This window comes from Streptomyces doebereineriae (genome assembly GCF_031845645.1).
GTDB classification, from domain to species: domain Bacteria; phylum Actinomycetota; class Actinomycetes; order Streptomycetales; family Streptomycetaceae; genus Streptomyces; species Streptomyces canus.
In genome coordinates, this window is sequence record NZ_JAVREZ010000003.1 from 694,621 (window position 1) to 710,362 (window position 15,742).

At 69.0% G+C, this 15,742-nt stretch carries 11 protein-coding genes and 2 pseudogenes; 5 read left to right on the top strand and 8 right to left on the bottom strand.

The window, feature by feature from the left end:
• Positions 1 to 168: 168 nt before the first annotated feature.
• Entirely contained in the window at positions 169 to 3,741 is a 3,573-nt protein-coding gene (locus RNB18_RS12745) for a SpoIIE family protein phosphatase (protein WP_311714215.1), read from the top strand.
• Positions 3,742 to 4,038: 297 nt separating this feature from the next.
• Here RNB18_RS12745 and RNB18_RS12750 read toward each other — a convergent pair whose 3' ends face one another.
• A complete protein-coding gene (locus RNB18_RS12750) occupies positions 4,039 to 4,536 on the bottom strand; it encodes an SRPBCC family protein (protein WP_311714216.1) in 498 nt (165 codons plus the stop codon).
• Between the two features lie 176 nt (positions 4,537 to 4,712).
• Between RNB18_RS12750 and RNB18_RS12755 the strand changes: the two are divergent.
• Positions 4,713 to 5,054 (top strand): annotated as a pseudogene (locus RNB18_RS12755) (transposase); the annotation flags it as partial.
• A 27-nt stretch (positions 5,055 to 5,081) separates the two neighbouring features.
• Here the strand turns inward: RNB18_RS12755 and RNB18_RS12760 are convergent.
• From RNB18_RS12760 to RNB18_RS12790, 7 genes and pseudogenes are all read right to left on the bottom strand, one after another.
• Positions 5,082 to 5,201 (bottom strand): annotated as a pseudogene (locus RNB18_RS12760) (helix-turn-helix domain-containing protein); the annotation flags it as partial.
• A gap of 30 nt (positions 5,202 to 5,231) precedes the next feature.
• Positions 5,232 to 5,957, bottom strand: a complete 726-nt coding sequence (locus RNB18_RS12765) for a hypothetical protein (protein WP_311714217.1) — start codon at positions 5,955 to 5,957, stop codon at positions 5,232 to 5,234.
• Positions 5,958 to 6,203: 246 nt separating this feature from the next.
• Complete coding sequence (locus RNB18_RS12770) at positions 6,204 to 7,442, bottom strand: ROK family transcriptional regulator (protein WP_311714218.1); 1,239 nt, start codon at positions 7,440 to 7,442, stop codon at positions 6,204 to 6,206.
• Between the two features lie 9 nt (positions 7,443 to 7,451).
• A complete protein-coding gene (locus tag RNB18_RS12775; protein ID WP_311714219.1) occupies positions 7,452 to 10,061 on the bottom strand; it encodes a beta-galactosidase in 2,610 nt (869 codons plus the stop codon).
• Complete coding sequence (locus RNB18_RS12780) at positions 10,058 to 10,990, bottom strand: carbohydrate ABC transporter permease (protein ID WP_311714220.1); 933 nt, start codon at positions 10,988 to 10,990, stop codon at positions 10,058 to 10,060. The genes RNB18_RS12775 and RNB18_RS12780 overlap by 4 nt, the downstream gene beginning before the upstream one ends.
• Positions 10,990 to 11,895, bottom strand: coding sequence for a carbohydrate ABC transporter permease (locus RNB18_RS12785; protein ID WP_311714221.1), 906 nt, complete (start codon positions 11,893 to 11,895; stop codon positions 10,990 to 10,992). Before RNB18_RS12785 ends, RNB18_RS12780 begins: the two co-directional genes overlap by 1 nt.
• Before the next feature lie 6 nt (positions 11,896 to 11,901).
• The gene (locus RNB18_RS12790) at positions 11,902 to 13,188 is read right to left on the bottom strand and encodes an ABC transporter substrate-binding protein (protein ID WP_311714222.1); all 1,287 of its coding nucleotides are present in this window, start codon (positions 13,186 to 13,188) and stop codon (positions 11,902 to 11,904) included.
• 467 nt (positions 13,189 to 13,655) lie between these two features.
• On the opposite strand from RNB18_RS12790, the gene RNB18_RS12795 reads away from it, so the two are divergent.
• The 3 genes from RNB18_RS12795 to RNB18_RS12805 all read left to right on the top strand — a co-directional run bounded on the left by RNB18_RS12795 (position 13,656) and on the right by RNB18_RS12805 (position 15,556).
• Positions 13,656 to 13,883 (top strand): hypothetical protein, encoded by a 228-nt coding sequence (locus RNB18_RS12795; protein WP_311714223.1) that lies wholly within the window; start codon positions 13,656 to 13,658, stop codon positions 13,881 to 13,883.
• A 182-nt stretch (positions 13,884 to 14,065) separates the two neighbouring features.
• Positions 14,066 to 14,224 carry a hypothetical protein gene (locus RNB18_RS12800; protein ID WP_311714224.1) on the top strand — a complete coding sequence of 53 codons (159 nt, stop codon included), beginning with the start codon at positions 14,066 to 14,068 and terminating at the stop codon, positions 14,222 to 14,224.
• 78 nt (positions 14,225 to 14,302) lie between these two features.
• Positions 14,303 to 15,556, top strand: coding sequence for a hypothetical protein (locus RNB18_RS12805; RefSeq protein ID WP_311714225.1), 1,254 nt, complete (start codon positions 14,303 to 14,305; stop codon positions 15,554 to 15,556).
• The last annotated feature ends 186 nt before the right edge of the window (positions 15,557 to 15,742 follow it).

Below are 15,742 nucleotides of genomic sequence, written 5' to 3' on the forward strand. Positions count from 1 at the left end.
ACACTTCTGAGCAAATGGGCGTTAATTGCTCCATATAGGCAATTCAGGCAGAAGTGTCGTCAGAACTGTCGGATCCGGCGTCCGATCTGCCTGGGAGGTCCGCAGCGAGTGGCCGTCGGCAGCCTTGGGAGGCGCGGGCGGATCACACAGGCGCCAGGAGGATTCTCGATGACCCGGCGCGATGACCCGCGCACCGCGGCGGCCCGGGTGTTCGCCGAGGGCGGCCCGTTCGGCGAGCTTCTGTCCGGGATCGACTGGGCGGCGACGCCGCTCGGGCCCCCCGTCTCCTGGCCGGGGCCCCTGGTGGACACCCTGCGCCTCATGCTCACCTCTGACCATGGGATGGCTCTGTACTGGGGGGCGGAATTCGCCACGCTGTACAACTTGGGCTCCACGCCCATTGTCGGCGCCAAACACCCCTGGGCACTCGGCAGGCCCTATAAGGAGGTGTTCCCCGAGGTCTGGGCCCACCCCGTGAGCTCCCACTTCCACTATGTGACCGACACCCGCAAGCCCCTGCTGGTCCCGGATGAGCTGCTCATCATGGAGCGCCACGGCTTTTTGGAGCAGTGCTACTTCGACTCCGCCTTCCAGCCCGTGCTGCTGGATGACGGCACCGCCGGCGGCGTGCTGCAGATCCTCACCGAGACCACCGGCCGGGTACTGGGCGAGCGCCGGCTGCGCCTGCTGAGCGAGACCGGCACGCGCACGGCCGGGCTGCCCACTCCGGGCGAGGTCGCCCGCGTGGTCGCCGAGGTGGCGGGCTCCTACCCCGACGAGATCCCGTTTCTGGGCATGTACCTGGCTTCCGAGCCAGGGATGCAGCGGCCGGCGGCCTCCACCGGGCTCCGGTCGGCGCCCGAGACCGTCTCGCTGAATGCGGCCGACGGGCCGGCGGCGGCCATGCTGGCGCAGGTGGTCGACAACGGTGCCCCGGCCACGCTGCCGGCCGCCGCGTTCACCGGCGGCAGCATGGCCGGGCAGCACGCCGCGGCCTCCCGGCTCCCGGTCGAGCAGGCGCTGGCCCTTCCGCTGCACTGCGCGGGCCAGGTGGAGGGCGTGCTGGTGGTGGGCGTCAACCCCTGCTTCCCCCCGGCCGGGGCCTACCACGACTTCCTGGAGGTGCTCGCCTCGGCTGTGGCCGGGGCGCTGTCGGCCGCGCTCGCGCACGAAGAACAGCGCAGGCGGGCGGAGGCGCTGGCCGAGCTCGACCGGGCCAAGACCACCTTCTTCGCCAACGTCAGCCACGAGTTCCGCACCCCGCTCACCCTGCTCCTGGGCCCGCTCCAGCAGGCCCTGGCCGACGAGGACCGGCCCGAGCGGCGCGAGCAGCTGGAGCTGGCCGAGCGCGGCGCCCTGCGCCTGCTGAAGCAGGTCAACACCCTCCTGGACGTCGCCCGTGCCGAGGCCGGGCAGACGCGCCCCGCCCTCGAGCCGGTCGACCTCGCCGGCGCCACGGCCGAGCTGGCCGGGGTGTTCCGGTCCGCCTTCGAGGCGGCAGGGCTGACGCTGGACGTGGACTGCCCGCCGCTGCCCAAGCCGGTGCCCCTGGACCGGGAGATGTGGGAGAAGGTCATCCTCAACCTGCTCAGCAACGCCCTGAAGTTCACCTTCACCGGCGGCGCCCAGGTCCAGGTGGCCGCGGCCAGCGACTGGGCCAGGCTGACCGTGACCGATACCGGCACCGGCATCCCCGCGGACGAGCTGCCGCGCCTGTTCGAGCGCTTCCACAGGGTCCGCGGCGCCCGCTCCCGCTCCCACGAGGGCAGCGGCCTGGGCCTGGTGCTGGTCAAGGATCTGGTGGAAGCGCACGGCGGCACCGTCGGCGTGGACAGCCGCCTCGGCCAGGGCACCACCCTCACCGTGGACCTCCCCTTCGCCACCGCCCAGCGGCCCCGCCCGGCCCCGCCCGAGGCCGACGCCGGATCCCCCGGGGAGATCCCCAGGGAAGGCGGAGGCGGCCGGCCCGGCCGCAGGGCGGCCTACGTGGACGAGGCGCTGGGCTGGCTGGCGGCCGACCCCGTCCCCGCCGCGGCCACCTCCGCGGCACCCGCCCCGCACGCCCCCGCGACCCACGATGCCCTCCATGGCCCCAGCCCGCACGAATCCGACCGCCCCCACCGGGCCCGCCTGCTGGTCGTCGACGACAACGCCGACATGCGCGCCTACCTCACCCAGCTCCTGCAGCCCGACTACGACGTGCTGCTCGCCGCCGACGGCCGGGCCGCCCTGGAGATGGCCCTGGCGCAGCCGGTGGAGATGGTGCTCAGCGACGTGATGATGCCCCGCATGGACGGCTTCGAGCTGGTCCGGGCGCTGCGCGCCGACCCGCGCACCGCCCGGCTGCCCATCGTCTTGCTCACCGCCCGCGCCGGCGAGGAGGAATCCGTGCAGGGTCGGCACGCCGGCGCCGACGACTACCTGGCCAAACCCTTCTCCGCGCGCCAGCTGCTGGCGCGTGTCCGCACCGGGCTGGAACTGTCCCGGCTGCGCGAACAGGCCCTGACCGAGACCCGCAACCAGCTGGCCGTGCTGGCCTCCCTGGCCGACGCGGGCCTGCGGCTGTCCGCCACCCTCGACCCGGACCAGATACTGCAGACTGCCGGTCAGATCCTGCTGCCCGACTTCGCCGACCAGATCAGCATCCACCTCACCCCTGCGGCACCCGCCCCGGCGCAGTCGCCCCCGCCATACATCGCCGGCACCCCCCTTCTTGCCCGCGAGGCCCTGGCCACCGCCGCCACCCGCGCGATCAACGGCACCGCCCCAGCCTCAGTCGGCCCGCACCAGGCGCCCGCCGCCGTGCTGGCCCTGCCGCTGCACGCCCACGACCAGACGCTGGGGGCCCTGGTACTGGTCCGGCACACCGGCGGCTATTCCGCGGTCGAACACAAGTATCTGGAGAACCTCGCCCACCGCCTGGCCCTGGCCTACGACAACGCCACCCGGTACCACAACGAGCGCCGCCTCGCCCTGACCCTGCAGCGCGCCCTGCTGCCCCACCGCCTGCCCCAGCTGCCCGGAGTGCGCCTGGCCACCCACTATCGGGCCAGCAACCGCGGTGCCGAGGTCGGCGGCGACTGGTACGACGTTCTCGCCCTGCCCGACGGCGCCGTGGGGCTGGCCATCGGCGACGTCATGGGCCACGACGTGGAAGCCGCCACCCTGATGGGCCAACTCCGCTCCGCCCTGCACAGCCTCGCCCTGGAGGGCGCCGGCCCGGCCCAGGTGCTGACCAGGCTGGACGCCTATCTGCAGTCGCTCGCCACCGACCGCTTCGCCACCTGCCTCTACGCGGTCTACGACCCCAACCAGCACCGCCTGCGCTACGCCGCCAGCGGACACCTGCCGCCCCTGCTGGTAGCCGCCGACACCGCCTATCTGGAGCTGCCCCCGGCGCTGCCGCTGGGTCTGGGCAGCACCCCGGTCGACCGCGAGGTGGCGTTCCCGCCCGGCACCAGCCTGCTGCTGTACACCGACGGCCTGGTGGAGAACCGGGCGCTGTCCCTGGACGACGGCCTGGCGGCCCTGCGCCGGACCTGCGCCGCGCTGCCCGCCGCCGCCCGCTCCGACCCCCAGCGGATCACCGAACGGGCCCTGGAACTGCTGAACACCCCCGACCGGGTCGACGACGACGCCGCCCTGCTCGCAGCCACCGCCGAACCATCGCGTGGAACCGGCGCCCCGCAGACCGACAGAAGCGCCATACAACCGACCGCTACGACTCGTAGTCGTTGCTGAGGAAGCTGCGGATTTGCCAATTCACTGCTACCGAACTGTCTTCATTGCTACTGAGCCCACCTCACGCCACGATCGCAGAGACCCGCACCAAGATCGACGGAACTATGATCTGGCCCGGGTAAGGCGTCCCCCGTGCCTCTGCGGCAGTGACTCTTCAGGGACTATTAGCCCTGCCAGAGGGACTTCGGAGGGACTTTCCGCCGCCTAATACTCCAGCCGTAGATCGCAATCTCGCTGGTCAGGGGCGGCGTGAAGGCGGGTACGGTCTGCGCAGAGCCCCTCCCACCGGCTAAGATCTCAGGTCGACGCAACCGACGACATCAGCTCCTCCAGCTTGTTGAGGCCCTGAGTCCAGCCTTCCTCGTGAAGAGCTTGGCGCCGCTCAGTGGCGAAGTCGCCCTGGGTGAAGACCAGTTCGGCCGAGGTACCGCCGATGTCGCGAAGGGACAGCGTCACCACCGTCTCACGATCCTCGGGATCGGGATCCTCCCACCGGAAGGTGTAGGACAGTCGTTCCGGAGGGTCCACCACAAGGAATTCCCCCACCAGGTAGAACCGATCGCCTTCCGGAGGCTGCATCGCGATCCGGTAACCACCTCCTGGCCGAAGGTCGCTTTCCACACCCGGGGTGGTGAACCCGTCGGGGCCCCACCACTTGGCCAATTCCTGCGGTTCGGTCAACGCTCGGAATACGACCGGACGGGGTGCGCGGAGGACACGTTGCATGTGCAGCCTCAGCCCGCCATCGTGCGTCATCACGAACCTCCTCCGGCCGAAGGCGTCGGGATTGAACACCGCACTTATCCTATGTATCCCCGCCGTAGGCTGCGATCTCACAGGTCAGGGGCGGTGTGGGGGCAGGTGCGGCCACCGGTGATCATCGCGTGTTGTGTGGACAAACGAAGATCAAGCGGTGGCCGCAGGCCATAGCGCAGCCCCCGCTCGCTGGCGGGAAACTGTTCGATGCCCTGATGGGCCGGATCGCGGGCCGATTCGCGCGGGTCGAACCGCGACGTCGCGCACGGTCCCTCGTCCCGGGACTGTTGTCGGACCTGCCACGGAAGAATTGCTGGACGATCGCCGAGCATGCCGGACACGCCACACCGGACGGCCTGCAGCACCTGCTGGCCCGGGCTAAGTGGGACGTCGAGGCAGCCCGCGACGACCTGCGCGGATACATCGTTGAGCACCTCGGCGGCCAGGACGCCGTATTGGTCGTCGACGAGACCGGCGATCTGAAGAAGGGCACCCCCACGGTCGGCGTGCAGCGCCAGTACACAGGCGCCGCGGGCCGCATCGAGAACTCCCAGGTCCGCCAGCTTGGCCAGGCTCCAGGTCTAGAACGGCAGGCCGTGCTCGGCCGGCCTGGACTTCGCGATCTTCTTGGTCTCCCGGCGCTCGGGAAGGGTGAAGGTCCTCGGCCGGCCGCCCTTGTACTTCGGATGGAGCCGATGCCGCCCCGTCCCGACCGTGTCGCCGGTAGCTGGTCCTCAGCGTTGCATCTCAGCGGTCTTCCGCGGATCGTCCGCCAGAATGCGGTCCGTCAGCCGCCGTACCTGCTCCTCCACGGGGTGATCGCGGGTGACGAACAACTCGTACCGGTAGAGATCCGTACGCTCGCCTGGCCCCCGGACCTGGTGGAAGTCGACATCAACACCCTGGGGGCTGGTGAACTCCTCGGGGAGACCGGGCTGCTCACGCCGTGGCCGGCAATCCGTAAGAACGCAGCCCCACCGTTCGAACCAGCCGCTGTCCGCAAGCGTCTGATCGAGGAGCCGGGCAATGGTGTCCACTGGCTCTTCCCAGCTACGGTCCGCAGCGGCCCGCGCGAGCTCAGCCTCGTACTGCGCACTGTCGAAGCGGAAGTCCGCCGGCACCGCTGTGATGTTGCTGGTGTTTTCCCAGGCGCCCCAGATCACCTGATCGCCCTCGCGACGTATCGTGACGTACAGGGCGCCGCAGCAGCCCGCCGTGCAGACCGGCTCGGTGATCATGATCCTGCGGGGTTCCTCCGTGACCGCCAGCGGCCAGCTCTCGGCCGGCCCCCTCCAGTGTCGGCAGCTGAGCCCGAGGCCTTCCGGATGGACTTCCTTCAGGACGTCCACGCCGTCGATCAGAGGATGCACTTCGGCCCAGGGATCCGCCGCCCAGTCGTCCGGAATCCTGTGCTGCAGAGTCAAGGTGCTGATCGTCAGATGTTCGGCCACACCCCCCATGATCGGTCGAGACCACGCAACTGCACACTCATTTTCTGGCTGTGATCATCCTCGGCGAGCGCACCGCGCTCGGTCATCGTTCGTGATTCGGCTGAAGCTGCTCGAACAATGCCGTGGTCAGCGAGGCCGACGACTGGCATTGACGGTCCCCGAGTACCCGTCTGATCTGTACCTTGAGGGCCGGATCGGCTGTGACCTGCTAACGCGATGCGCCTGAAGTCGCACTAGCGGCGTACCGAGAACCTCCTACGGCTCCGGGTCCGGCCGAGGCCGTGTACCCGCCGGGCTGCCCAGGCCCAGCCGTGTGAGGAACCGCTGCAGGGTGAAGGCCGCCATGCCGAGGGCCACGGCGTTGCCCGGGACCTGGGACGGCTCCACGGTGAGGCCCTGCAAGGAGCCCGGCATGACGTGGTCGGGGAGTTCGGCGCGCACGGCGGGGACGAGCCACCGGGCCAGGGCCGTGGAGGTCCAGCCGGTGAGGGTGACGCTGGGGATGTTGAGCAGGTTCACCAGATCGCCGAGGGCCGCCGCGAGGTAGCGCGAGGTGCGCAGGGCCAGTTCCTTCAGCGCAAGGTCGCCCGCGGCCAGACCGTCGGCGACCGCCTCGACGAAGTCGCGCTGCCGTGACTGCCCGAGCGTGGGGTGGTCCGGGTCGATCTCGGCGAGCGTCGTGCGCAGACCGGGGGCGCCGAGGTACGCCTCAACACAGCCACGCCGGCCGCACCGGCACGGTCTGCCGTCCAGCCGCAGGAGCGTGTGACCCCATTCCCCGGCGTTGTTGGTGGCGCCGCGCATCAGTGACCCGTCGATGGCGATGCCCGCGCCGACACCGGTGCCGAGATTGACGACGGCCATGCTGTCGACGACGCGCCCGACACCGAACCACATCTCCGACAGGACGACCGCCTTGAGCGGGTTGTCGACGTACACGGGGACCGGGAGCACCTTCTCCAGCAGCTCCTCGATGCGCACGTCGTGCCAGTCCCAGTTCGGCGCGAAGACCGAGACGCCGGCGTCGGGATGGACATGCCCCGGCATGCTGACCCCGACGCCGAGGATGCGCTTCTGCTCGACTCCCCCGTCCGCGACGGCCGCCTCGATCGCGCGGACGATTCCGTCGACGACGTACGAGGGGTCGTTCTCGTGCTCGTCAAGTGCGACCTCGCCATGCCCGAGCACGCCGAGTTCGAGGTCGTACACCGTGGCGTCGACGTATGTCTCGGCCACGTCGACGCCGACGATGCGGCCGCGCTCGGGGTCGATGGTGAGCCGCTCCTGCGGCCGTCCACCGGTGTTGTTCTCCACGGTGGCGACGCGCAGGACACCTTCGGAGAGGAACTCGGTGACGATGGTCGCCACGGTCGCCGGGCTGAGTCCGGTGTGCCGGGCGAGCTCCTGCCGGGTGGAAGGCCCGAGTTCGAACAAAGCGTGCAGAACCTCGAAACGGTTCTCGCTCCGGAGATCCCGGGCCGTGCGCCGCGCCACCGCGCTCCCTCAGTCGTCTGGATACTCCATCCGCAGTGTGCGGAGCTCCGGATTGCCCGGTCCGGCGGTGCCCCGCACCAGCAGGGTGAGGCCGGACCAGCCTGACGGTATCCATAGTATGTTCGAGTCCCCGCCGGAGAAGGCGGGCCGGCCGTCGGCCCAGACCCGGCCCAGGCACTCCCCCGCGGCCCATCCGGTCACGCGGATCTGCGTCCCGGCCGGCCGCACCGCGAAGCCCTTGTCGGACGGCGGCAGATGCGACAGATCGACGTCGAGCCACGCCTCCTCACCCGGCTCCAGGGCCAGCGGCAGCCGGATGTCGTACCGCTCGGGGTCGGCGGGGTCGGCCTCGCCAGCGAACCTCGTCAGTACGTCGTCGTTCTGGACGGCGCAGGTCCAGCCCGTCACCGGTTCCAGGCCGAGCAGTTCGGCGCGCAGGCCACCGCCGCTGGGGTGGTGCGGCAGCATGACGGAGACCCGGTGGGTTCCGGCGGGAAGCAGGACCCAGGGATCCTCCCTGTGGACAGTGCGCGGTTCGCCGTCGTCCACGCTCACCCGCACCGGCTCGACCACGCCCCTCAGGTGCAGCGCCGACGCGGTGGCCGACCGGATCTCGCGGCGGTAGGTGACGGGGATTCCGACCCGCGTGCTGCTCCAGCCGCCGAGCCCGCGGACGGGCGCGGGCAGGCCCGCCCAGTGGCCATGCACCGTCCACAGCGCCGACACGTCCGTCACGCCCCGGACCGTCCACAGCGAGCCGAGCCCACGCAGCGCGCCGAGTCGGAGGGCCGGCAGCCGCGCGTCGTCGAAGTTCGCGTGCCCCCAGATCTCCACGACGGCCTCGACGCCGACCCGGCCGCCCACTTCCCGGACGTCGATCCGCTGTGCCGCGCCGAACCCGGCGATCGTGGGATGCACCCGGCCGCCGACCGACAGGTCGACGATGTCTGCGGCGCCGACGAGTAGGAGTTCGTCAACTCCCGTCAGATCAAAGGTGGTTCGGTAGGCCCCACGCCCCCGGTACACACCGAGTGCCTCCAGCGCGGGCGGCACCTCATGGGCACCGGCCGGCTCCTCGTGGGCCCCGGCTGCCCGCCGCCGGACGTCCCGTACCTCGACAGACGGCGCCGCACTCGGCAGGGGTGCCGCATCGGCCAAGCGCACCGTTCCGTCGCGCTCCGTCGCCGGCAGTCGTACGGCGTCCCCCGGCGCCAGCGCGACAAAGGTCAGCCCCTCGACCGTCACCCGCTCGGGCGCGCCGACCGCCGGAGCCGGGATCTCGACCCGGTTGCCGCCGAGGACGACGGTGACCGGCACCTCGGAGGCGAACGTCAGCACACCGTCCGACGCGGCCACCAGATCCGCGGAGGCCAGGGTGAGCGTCCCGTCATGGCCCCAGGGCCGCAGCGGCACGTCCGTCAGCATCAGCGGGCACGAGTCCGCGGCGACGGCGACCGGTACGCCGTTCACGACCGCCGTGCCCGGTGCCGCACCTGCCGTGCCGAGATGCGGTACGGCGATGAGCTGCCCGCCTCCGTCGAGGTCCCGAGCCGAAGGTGAGGAGCTGGTCGGGAAGTCGGCGGTGACCGGCACGCGGGGCACGGACGAGCCGGCGAGTGCCAGCCGCGAGCCCAGAGCGTCGATCACGCGCGCGAGCAGCTGGGCCTGGGCGTACTCGGGGCGTTCGGCGCCGGTGGAGGAGACGTAGCCGCCGAAGTCGTAGCCGTGGCTCATGAAGTTGCCGGGGTCACCCCAGTTCCCGGTGGACGGCGTGTACCCGAAGTTCCAGCCGGACGACTGGAGATAGGGCGCGATCAGCGAGGCGCCGCTCGCCAGGAGCCGCCGCAGTGTGCGGTGACGGCGGTTGGTCTCGGTGATGAGCAGGGGCAGATCACGGTCGGCCAACACCTGTGCGTATCGCCGGACTTCGGGCTCGATGTCCGGGGAGTCGTCGTCCGGGTAGAAGTTGCACGCGGGGATGACTCCGGGGACGTCTCCGGTGGCTCCCTCGATGTCGCCCTGCCCGGAACAGGCGATGAGGGGCACGGTGATGCCGTGACGCAGGGCCTGGTCGCGCAGGGCGGTCAGGTAACCGGCGCGGTCCTCGCAGTCGAAGAAGTCGAGCTCGTTCTCCAACTGCACCATGATGACGGGGCCGTTGGCCGGGTACTGGCGCTCGGCGAGCAACGGCAGCACCTGGTCGAACCATGCGGTGACCTGGGCGAGGAAGCGCGGCTCGTGCTGTCGTACACGGAGGTCGGGATCGAGACCCAGCCAGGCCGGCAGCGCGCCGCCGTCCCACTCGGAGCAGATGTACGGTCCGGGGCGGGCGATCACGTACAGTCCGGTCTCCTGCGCGAGGTCCAGGAAGGCGGCGACGTCGCGCCGCCCCTCGAAGGACCAGCGGCCGGGTGCCAACTCGTGGAAATTCCACGGCAGGTAGACGTCCACGCAGGTGTAGCCGGAGTCCCGGACCTGTTCGAGCCGGGCGCGCCACTGCTCCCGCGGCAGACGGAAGTAGAACAGGGACGCGCACAGCACGACACGATCGGTGCCCTCGATCCGGATGCCCCGGGCGTCGAGCTCGATGCCGCTGCTGACTGTTGTCGGACGACTCACTTGACTCCCGCGCTTCCGCCGCTGATGTCCATTTCGTACAGGTACCGCTGGCCCAGGTAGTAGACGGCGATCATCGGCAGGGTGAGCAGGATCGAGCCGACCATCACCAGGTTCCACGGCGGCGGCTGGCCCGCCACGGCCGTCGTGGTGATGTACTGCACGCCCAGCGCCAGCGGCATCTTCGACTCGTCGTTGAGGTAGATCAACGGCCCCATGAAATCACCCCAGTTGTAGGTCAGGGTGAAGATGCCGATCGCGATCAGCACGGGCCACAGCATCGGGAGCATGATGCGCCGGTAGATGCCGAAGAATCCGAGCCCGTCGACCATGGCGGCTTCGTCGAGCTCGCTGGGCAGGCGGGAGACGAACTGCCGTACCAGGAAGACGTTGAAGGCGTTGGAGAAGAAGTTCGGCACGATCAGCGGGAGGTAGGTGTTCACCCAGCCCAGGTCCTTGAACAGGATGAACTGCGGGATCATCGTGATCTGTGTCGGGATCATCATCGTCGCGATGACGACGAGGAACATGACGTTCTTGCCGGGAGCCCGAAGACGCGCGAACGCATAGCCCACGAGTCCACTCGACACCATCTGGCCGATGACCGAACCGAGGGCGATGAGCAGGGAGTTGACGAGGAACCGGCCCATCGGCAGGTCGCCTTCGAAGACCTTGGTGAAGTTCCGCCACTCGAACTCGTGCGGGAAGATCGTGAACGCGTTGGTGGTCACGGTGTGGTCGGTCGACAAGGCGATCGACACGGCGAACACCAGCGGCACGGACAGTACCGCCGAGACGATGATCAGGGTCGCGTAGGTGAACGGGGTCGCCTTGAAGACGCCGAGAACGCGACTCGTACCGCCCTCGGGCTCCTCGTCCTTGTCGGCCCGGCCGCCCTGTTGGGGTGCGACGGTGGGTGCGAGGGTCGCCATCACTTCACCTCGGTCTCGTAGAACACCCAGCGGCGGGTGGTGCGGAAGGCCAGCAGGGTGAACACCAGGATCACGGCGAACAGCAGCCACGAGATCGCCGAGGCGTAGCCCATGTGGTAGTAGGAGAAGGCCTGGTCGAAGAGGTAAGGCACCATCGTCTGGCTGGCGTTGTAGGTGCCGGGCTGGGAGGCCTTCGGCATGAGGATGTACACCTGCGAGAAGACCTGGAACGCCGCGATGAGCCCCATCACCAGGTTGAAGAAGATGACCGGAGTCAGCTGCGGGACCGTGATGGACCAGAACTGCCGCACCGGCCCCGCGCCGTCGATCTCGGCGGCCTCGTACAGCTCGCGGGGGATGCCCTTCATGGCGGCGAGCAGCAGGACGGTCGCGCTGCCGGCGCCCCACACCGACAGCAGGATCAGCGCGTACTTCACCCAGGACGGGTCCAGCAGCCACTGTGGCCCCTTGATCCCGACCCACCCGAGGACGTCGTTGAGCGGGCCGGACGGGGCGAGCACGACCCGGAAGGCCAGTGACGCGGCGACCAGGGGGACGAGTGTCGGCAGGTAGATGAGGGTGCGGAACAACTTGCGGGCCCGGACCTGCTTGTTGAGCAGATTGGCCAGCCACAGCCCCACGAGCAGCCCCAGCGGAACAGAGACCGCTGCGTAGAAGAGGGTGTTCCCGAGGGCCTTCCAGAAGATGGGATCGTCGGTCAGCAACTTGGTGTAGTTGTCCAGACCGACCCATTTGGGCGGGGTGAAGGAGTCCCAGTCCGTCATCGAGAAGTAGATCGAGGAGATCATCGGCCCGAGCAGGAACGCGAGGAACCCGATCACCCACGGTGAGACGAAGACGTAGAACCAGAGCGCCTCACGGCGCCGCAACCTCGACATGGCCATGGGCGGTCATCCCGCGGACTTGATGATGGACTCGAGGTTCTTCTGGAGCGCGGTGAGCGCCTTCTTGGCGCTGCGCTCCTTGCCGAGCCAGAAGTCGGCCGTCGCGGTGTCGATGGCCGCGAGCATCTCGTTCCACTCGGGGATGAACGGCGCCTTGAAGAGGAACTCGCTGGACTCGGCGAACACACCCATGTTCACGTCCGACTTCATCCAGGCGGGCTTGAGGAACGCCTCGCTCTTCTGCACCTCGAGGTTGGCCGGCACGTCCTCGGCGGCGGCGATGATCTGCTGCTGGGCCGCGGGCGAGGTGAGGAAGTCGATCGCCTTGAAGGCGTTGTTGGGGTTCTTCGCGGTACGGGAGATGGCGAGACCGCTGCCGAAGGAGGCCACGGCCTGCTTCTTGCCGCGCCACATCGGCGCGATGTCCCACTCGAACTTGGACTCCGCCTGGCCCGCGATGGCCCAGAACCCGGTGGCGTTGACCGCGACCGTGCCGGCCGCGAAGGCCTGGTCACCGCCGACGTCCGTGCCCATGTCGGCGTACTGCGCCTTCGTCGGCACCACGCCGTGCTTGAAGGTCAGGTCACCGACCCACTGCAGCGCCTCGACGACCTCGTCGCTGTCCGCCGTCGGCTTCCCGTTGGCGTCGATGATGGCGCCACCGTTCTGGTACGCCATGCTCCACCACTGCGGCCACCAGCCGGCGCCTCCGTAGCCCCAGGTCTTGCCCTTCTCCGTCAACTCCTTGAAGGCATCGAGGGTGTCGTCCCAAGTCCACTCGGCGGTAGGAGCCTTGATGCCCTTCTTCTCGAAGAGGGTCTTGTTGTAGTAGACGATCATCGCGCCGGACCGGTCCGGTATCGCGTAGAGCTTGTCCTCGTACGAGTAGAGCGACCCGATCGTCCCGAACCGCTGCGTCAGGTCCAGCCCCGCGCTCTTGGCGAGGTCGTCGAGCGGCCGGAGCTGGTTCTTGCTGGAGTAGACGTTGACGTTCTCGGCGACCTGCATGATGTCCGGGCCCTTGCCGCCCGCGATCATCGTCTGCACCTTCTGCGCGTACGACTCCGACGGGATCAGCTGGAGCTTGACCTTCAGCTCGGGGTACTTCTTGACGAGGAGGTTGATGCGCTTCTGGTACGTCGCCCGGTCGGTCTCCCCACCCCACACGGTCATCACCAGCGGGTCATCACTCGACCCGGCGCCGGATCCGCACGCCGTGAGCGTGATGACCCCCGCCGCGACTCCGAGACCCAGAAAACCCCGACGCGAAAACTGCGCCCTGTCAAGCGTCATGGCACTGCCCTTCCTTGAAGCATGCACACGCCGTGGAGACGCCCGGGTGATCAGGTCGGGCTTCGAATGGCGGTTAAACTAACCGTCGTTTTAAGTCGGGGGCAAGGGCTTGTTTCGTGCGAGTTTCAACGGGGACCGGCGGGGGCGCTCGCGAATCCTCAGATAGGAGGGTTAGCGGTAGCTAAACATGACAATGGGCGCTGACCAGCCATCAGACCAGGTCAGGGCGCTGCGGTCTGCCTCGCGCCGTTGCTCATTCGCGTTACCTCCAGCCAGGTGAGCCAAGACGTCGAGGACCGACGCCTCGACGAAGAGCCTCGCCGGGGGCAGTCGGCGGCGGTACGCCGTCAGCACGCCGTTCGTCCACCGTCCGGCGGCGCGCGAAGCGGCGGAGGCGCGGCGTACCGCCGCGGCACAGGCGCGGGGAGGCTGAGCGATCCAGTGCCAAGCGGAAACGAGAAGCGGCGATGGACGCGGTGGACGAAGAGCGCCTCTGCAGGCGGACGCCAGTACGGCGTCATTGTGTCAAGCTGGCCGATTGCACCGAGCCTTCGGGGCTCGCGCGCAGACACGTACGCAAGTTCCTCGAAAGGTGCGCCGCGCCGGAGCGGGTCGACGCGGTGATGCGCGCACTGGTCAACGAGATTGCCGCGGGGCAGTCCGTGGGCTCGTTCAGCGCTGTCGTCCCGGAGTGAGGACGGCCGCGGATATGGTCGACATGGAGGGCAATGTCTTCGCGTGGGACGGTGAAGCCCAGTTGCGCGGCGAGTTGGACGCGTACTTCTTCCACCTGTAAGGCATCTCGGCCGAGGACACCAGCTACATTCCGAAGACCTTCCAGTCGGAGTCGGGCAGTCTGAAAAACAACGAGATCGCCATGGACGGCGAGTACCGCACCAAGCGGCTGGTGCTAACCGAGCACGACCGCATGGCCACCGCTGGCCTGAGCCTGGAGAAGCCCCTTGTGGACGGCGAGACCTACGCCTCGCCCCTCACCCCGCCCCCGGGCCACGGCCCCCGCCACCCGGCAGCCTGACGCGCAGCACGCCTACACGGCCCGGACCGAGGAGAGGAGAGCACCCCGGTCCGGGCCGCGACCCGAAAGGGAGTGACCATGGATGACGAGATTCAGCTGATCAGGGACGGCGATGGCCTAGCGGTCATCGGGAATCAAGCGACGGTCGAACGCTTCCTCGTCTCTGAGGGGCTGTCCTCGAAGGACCTCGAACCGCGACGGTTCCGATCCGCCCTCGGCAACGCGGCCGGAGCCGCGCAGGCAGGTTCCGATATCGCCGCCGGGTCAGGTCGCTGGGTGAAGTTGACCAAGGAGTCCGCGCGGCGTGTCGACAAGTACGGGCTGAGAGAGAGTTCCCCGACGGGTCTCAGCACAGGTGTACTGAAAGGGGACAGCGGCCAGATCAAGGGATTTGTCGAGTTCGCGAAGGGGCCGGGACCGCTTCGGGCCAACCCGGCGGTTCTGGCCAATGTCGCGGCGGTCATGGCGCAGCTCGCGATGCAGCAGGCCATGGACGAGATCACCGACTATCTCGCCACGATCGACGAGAAGGTCGACGACGTGCTCCGCGCCCAGGAGGACGCCGAGTTGGCGAAGATGGTCGGAGCAGAGTTCGTGATCGAGGAGGCCATGACCATCCGGGAGCAGGTGGGTCGAGTCTCCGAGATCACCTGGTCGAAGGTGCAGAACACGTCAGAGACGATCGCAACGACCCAGGTGTACACACTCCGCCGGCTCGACGCGCTCGCGGAGAAAATGGAGCGCAAGGCCAAGATCGGTGAGCTCGCCACGGCAGCCGAGGAAGCCGAGTCCAAGGCCAGGCAGTGGCTCGCCGTCCTCGCACGTTGCTTCCAGCTCCAGGACGCGATGGCCGTGCTCGAACTCGACCGGGTGCTGGACGCGGCTCCGGAGGAGCTGGACCGGCATCGCAACGGGATCCGGATCGCCCGGCGGAATCGGTTGGAGCTCATCGCCCGGAGCACCGAGCGCCTGGTGACCCGGATGAACGCGGCCGCCGACGAGGCCAACGCGAAGGTGCTGCTGCACCCGACCAAGTCCCCGGCCGTGGTCCAGTCGAGCAACCAGGTCGTGGCGGGCGTTCATGACTTCCGCGAGCGGCTCGGTATCGAGTCCGGTCGTCAGTCTTCGGAGACGAGACGCTGGGCGGCCGCGGCGGCGGAGGTGAGGGACAAGGCGTTTGAAACAGGAGCGAAGGGCGTCGGAGCCGCCAGAAGCCTCGGCAACGAGACCCTCGACCGGGCAAGATCGACTACGAGCAGGCTCTCCAGCGGGATCGCCGAGCGAGCGCGCCGCCGGCGCGGGGACGAGGAGGAACGCGACGCGGAAGGCTGAGCGAGCGGCACCCGTCGGCCACGTGGGCTTCTATCGGACTGGACCAGCAAGCTCTTCGGCCCGGGATGCCGCCGTCGGCCTCATGTGAGCCGTTTCCGATCTCATCAGCGGCCACCTCGGCTGAGCACCCCATGGTGACGGTGGGCCGGTCGCTGCTGGAGGTCGGCGGCGCCCCGAACTCAATCG